At 29.4% G+C, this 4,087-nt stretch carries 4 protein-coding genes; 2 read left to right on the top strand and 2 right to left on the bottom strand.

The features are described from left to right. Positions 1–159 precede the first annotated feature (159 nt). A complete protein-coding gene (locus Q0370_RS05120) occupies positions 160–1,482 on the bottom strand; it encodes a 6-phospho-alpha-glucosidase (protein WP_299572978.1) in 1,323 nt (440 codons plus the stop codon). Between the two features lie 395 nt (positions 1,483–1,877). Between Q0370_RS05120 and Q0370_RS05115 the strand changes: the two genes are divergently transcribed. Next, positions 1,878–2,585 (top strand): GntR family transcriptional regulator, encoded by a 708-nt coding sequence (locus Q0370_RS05115; protein WP_299572976.1) that lies wholly within the window; start codon positions 1,878–1,880, stop codon positions 2,583–2,585. 68 nt (positions 2,586–2,653) lie between these two features. On the opposite strand, the gene Q0370_RS05110 is transcribed toward Q0370_RS05115, so the two are convergent. Continuing rightward, positions 2,654–3,277 carry a hypothetical protein gene (locus Q0370_RS05110; RefSeq protein ID WP_299572974.1) on the bottom strand — a complete coding sequence of 208 codons (624 nt, stop codon included), beginning with the start codon at positions 3,275–3,277 and terminating at the stop codon, positions 2,654–2,656. Positions 3,278–3,403: 126 nt separating this feature from the next. Between Q0370_RS05110 and Q0370_RS05105 the strand changes: the two genes are divergently transcribed. After that, positions 3,404–4,000: a DUF2931 family protein gene (locus tag Q0370_RS05105; RefSeq protein ID WP_299572971.1), complete on the top strand. Its 597-nt coding sequence runs from the start codon at positions 3,404–3,406 to the stop codon at positions 3,998–4,000. Positions 4,001–4,087: the final 87 nt, after the last annotated feature.

Raw genomic sequence — 4,087 nt, 5'->3', positions numbered from 1 at the left:
TTCCACCATTTTTTATCTAGTTTTTTTGTATCCATATTTTCTCCTTTTTTAGAATTATTTTATATTATCAATAAAAAGATTATCTCACAAGTTAAGAATAATTCATAAATAAATTTTTAAACTTTTGAGATAATCCTATAAATTAAGTATATTTGTTAATTATTTCAACACTGGCCAGAAGTCTTTATTTGCTTCAATTAAGTCATCCAATATTGCTTTTGCAACAGATGCACTTGGTACTGTTCTTGACAATGTGATTGCTTGCCATAATTTTTGGTATGAACCTTCTATCCATGCTTCTACTGTCAATTTTTCAACTGATACTTGTTGTTCCATTAATCCTTTCTGGAATTGAGGTATTTTACCTTGAACAATTTTTTCTGGTCCATTTGAACCTACTATACAAGGTACTTCAACCATTGCAGTTGGATCAAAGTTTGAGATTGCTCCATCATTTTCTACTATTAATAGCATTCTTTCTTTTGTATCATAAGCGATTGCTCTTGCCAAGTCAACTATATATGAAGCGTGATCGTCAACGTGTAGTTTGCTATCTTTTGCTGTTCCTTTTTCAGCAATTGCTCTACATTCTCCAAATACAAATTTTTCTCTTCCTTCCATTACTTCGTTTGCTCTTGTGTGATTAGGGTCTGAGTGTTCTACTACGTAATCAGGGAAGAAGTAGTATTTTAAGTATGTGTTTGGCATTGTTGTAGGATCAATTGCAAATACATCTCTTGCTTTTGTGAATGTGTCATTCCAGCTTGCTTCTGTATTTTCTCCTTCAATTTCTACATTATATCCAATTTTCGCCACTTTTTCTCTTAATGCAGGCATTAAGTCATTTCCTTCTTTATCTCTAATGTCTGTCCACCATCCAAAGTGATTTAATCCAAAGTATCTAATTACCATATCTTTTCTTGATTTAAGCCCAAGCATTTCAGCCATTCTTATTTCAATTCCAATTGGCATATCACAGATATTTAATATTTTAGAATTTGGACGTAATCTTCTAGTTGCTTCTGCTACGATTGCTGCAGGATTTGAATAGTTTAACATCCATGCATTTGGTGAATATTTTTCCATATAATCAACTAACTCGATAACTCCACCAATTGAACGCATTCCATAAGAAATTCCTCCAGGTCCGCAAGTTTCTTGTCCTAATACTCCATGTCTTAAAGGTATTTTTTCATCTTTTTCACGCATTGCATATTTTCCAACTCTTATATGTGCCATAACAAAGTCTACATCAGTAAATGCTGTTTCAGGATCTGTTGTATAAACAAAGTTAATATCAGGCGCTTTTTCCTTTATAATAATGTCACAAGCTTTTGCTATAACTTCTTGTCTTTCTGCATCGTTATCATAAAATTTTATTTGTCTAATCGGAAATTTATCTAAATTTTCAAGTAACATCAACACAATTCCTGGAGTAAATGTACTCCCTCCACCAGCTACTACAATTGAAAATTTCTTCATAAATAATCATCTCCATTTCTATTTTTATTAATTTTTATTTCCTATTTACATCGTTATAATAACATACTTTTTTAAAAAAGTCAACACTTTTATATAAATCTTTTTAAATATTTTTAAAGAATTATATAAATCTTTTTTATTTTTGTTGATATTTACTCTTATTTAGTGTATAATTACAATAGTAGTATTGATACTTATAGTAAATCTAATTTATATAATAGCAAAAACTTAAGTTATATCTGTGTCTAATTTATATATTTTCTCCAAATCGGATTAACTATGATTTCAAAAATTACAATTATTTTACTTAAATCTTAACTTTATTCAATTATCAGCTTAGCTTCCAAAAGATTTAAGTATATATAAAATATTCTATGAAAGGTTTGTATAAATGAATGAAAAAATATGAAAAAGTATATCACGATATTAAAGAACAAATTAAAAATGGAACTCTGAAATCAGGAGATTTTTTAAAAAAAGAAGATGACTTAGCAATAGACTATAATTTTTCCAAACTTACTGTAAGAAAAGCACTTTCTATGTTAGAAAGAGAAGGCCTTATACAGAAAGTAAAAGGGAAAAAATCAATTGTGCTAGAGAAAAAAAATCTAGAAAACATCTCTATAACTTCCATTCAGACTGTACAAGAAATTAGCAAACTTCAAAATATCATTCTTGAAACTAACTTAATTAGTTTATATATTGTTCAAGGAGTAGAAAAGTTGATGGAGGAATTTCAAGTATCTGAAAGTGCTGATTTTTACAAAGTTGTACGTACTAATTCGTTAGATGGCGAAATTTTAAATTATTCTACCAGTTTTTTTGACAGAAGAATCGTACCTTTTCTAAACGAAGAAATAGCAAAAAGATCAATATATGAGTATCTAGAAAACGAACTTAAGTTAAAAATAGCTTATTCACGTAGAAATATTAGTTTTAGAAAAATTACTCCTAAAGAGCAAAAATACCTTAAACTAAAGGATATAAATATGGTTGTCGTTATTGAAACTCATGCATATCTCTCAAATGGAACACTGTTTCAATATGAAACAATAATTCATCATCCTGAAAAATTTACTTTTAGTGCCATTGCAAAAAGATAATTTGATTTTAAATAGGTTTTTTATTTATAAATAAAAATGACCCAGAAATGAGTCATTTTGATATGTGTTTATTTCTTTTTGTCTTTGTAATAACTTTCTCTTATTTCTTTTAAGATTTTTTGTGCTTTGTCATTTTGTTCTTTGGTCTGTCTTATTGCTTCAACATTTCCTTTACTGTCAGATTTTATTATAATCTTATCAGTACTTTTTGAACTTTTCGACAATTTTGCGGCTTTATTACCGCTAAAGTAACTAGCTCTTGCTTCTTTTAAAGCTTTTTTAGCTCTTTTTATTTCTTCTGGTGTTAATTCACGTTTTTCTACAACGGTTGTTGTAGGAGTAAAAGTTGGAGTTACGTTATTTATCTTAACTTTTTCCTTTCCATTTTTATTTTTTTGTGAAGATTGACCAGTAATTATTGGTTGTTTTTTTTCAGTTTTTTCGCTGACAATTTTTTGTTCTTTTTCAGCTTTTTCTAATTGAAGCTGCCTTTCTCTTTCGGTTTTTTCTTGAGCTAATCTTTGTTCTTTTTCAGCTTTTTCTCTGGCTTTTTCAGCCTCAATCTGTTCTTTTTGAGTTTTGTAATAATCATCCCTTACTTTTTTTAATATTGATTGTGTCCCAATAGCCAGTAGTGGAATACCTACTGCCAAAATGGAAGTTATAATTACCAATTTCTTTTTATTCTTCATAAATTACCTCCTAATTTTACTTTAGACAAAGTAAAATAAAAATATATTTGAATTTTGTTGGTTGTTTCGTCAAAAATCACTAATTTGCACCTCTAATTTACTATTGTTTCTTTAACAAGAAGATATATGAATTATTTAATATTCTCTTTCTTATGTTTATTACAATTTTTTAGTTGTTCTAATAATAAGGTTATGAAAAACGACAAGTTTAGATGGCAAGCCGCTGTCTCTGTACCATCGGGTTATCTTGTTGATGTATATACAGGAGCGCTCATTTCAGATAATGATGTTGCTGTACTTGATTCGCCAACACCTACTGGTGGATGGGGTAAGCCTACTGAGGCAATGGGTTCTTCAGGATATCTTCCTAAACGATTGCGTGTTACTTGGGTTTCGTATTTTGAACATAAATTTTATCATATAGATACTCCTATTGATTATGATAAAATGGTTCGCCTTTTTAATGAAGGTTTTTATGACCTCCATGATGAGTTTACAAAATATCCCCCTATTAAATCAGAATATAATAAAGTGGTAGTAGGTTTTGCTCCTGGAGGCATTGTAGTTATTTGGGTAGCTGGTATAGGGAAACAAGTAGAGATAGGTCGTTACCAAGCAGAGGAAATTACCTTCTCAAAAGAACATATTGCAGGATTATCACCAGGTCCAGCTAAAAATATGCACAATATAGAAACCAACAATCTGAAAAGATGTTGCATTTAGTTTCAACTTGAGTCTAAAAACAAGAAAGTGAGAGGGATTTTTCAAGTTTTTCACACTTCTTTTTCTTGTCGAAGTTTTGTTTTTTTG

The organism is uncultured Leptotrichia sp. (assembly GCF_938036635.1).
Taxonomy (GTDB): domain Bacteria; phylum Fusobacteriota; class Fusobacteriia; order Fusobacteriales; family Leptotrichiaceae; genus Leptotrichia; species Leptotrichia hongkongensis.
This window is presented reverse-complemented; position numbering and strand designations above follow the sequence as displayed.